Origin of the sequence: Methylobacterium longum, from assembly GCF_022179385.1 — a bacterium.
GTDB lineage: Bacteria > Pseudomonadota > Alphaproteobacteria > Rhizobiales > Beijerinckiaceae > Methylobacterium > Methylobacterium longum.
The window spans coordinates 1-525 of record NZ_BPQS01000176.1; the positions used below are offsets into that span (position 1 = coordinate 1).

The window sequence follows — 525 nt, forward strand, 5'->3', positions numbered from 1 at the left end:
CGGCAGCAGAGTGTGCCGGCGGAAAGCGACGATGACCGCCTCGTCCTCCAAGCTAAGCACGCTGGATCGGGGCTCCTTCGGTCCCATCCGAGCATCGGTGCTGGTCTGGCGGGGACTGTCAGGAATTTCGTGTGGGGGCGGCCATAGTGGATCCGACGGAGGTTCCCGATGGCACGACGCAAAGCACCCCGTATCCCTGACGCGCTCCTGGATCAGCTCCTGGCCGGGGCTGACCCGAAGACGGCGTTCGAGGCCGACGGCTTGCTGGACGAGTTGAAGAAGGCCCTGGCCGAGCGGGCGCTCAACGCCGAGATGGACCACCATCTGGCGGGCGAGGACGCTGGCAACACGCGCAACGGCTATGGCCGCAAGACAGTCACGACCGAGACAGGCCGGATCGAGCTGGCGATCCCCCGCGACCGGCAGGCGACGTTCGATCCGCAGCTGATCGCTCGCTATCAGCGCCGCTTTCCCGGCTTCGACGACAAGATCGTGTCGCTGTACGCCCGCGGCATGAGCACCCGG

The 525-nt window shown here is 66.9% G+C and carries 1 protein-coding gene and 1 pseudogene; one reads left to right on the top strand and one right to left on the bottom strand.

The annotated features are described in order from the left end of the window. Positions 1 to 96: pseudogene (locus MFF58_RS32770) on the bottom strand (IS481 family transposase); the annotation flags it as partial. A 72-nt stretch (positions 97 to 168) separates the two neighbouring features. Here MFF58_RS32770 and MFF58_RS31975 point away from each other — a divergent pair. Further along, a partial coding sequence (locus MFF58_RS31975; RefSeq protein ID WP_238294361.1) for a transposase occupies positions 169 to 525 on the top strand: 357 nt, incomplete at its 3' end.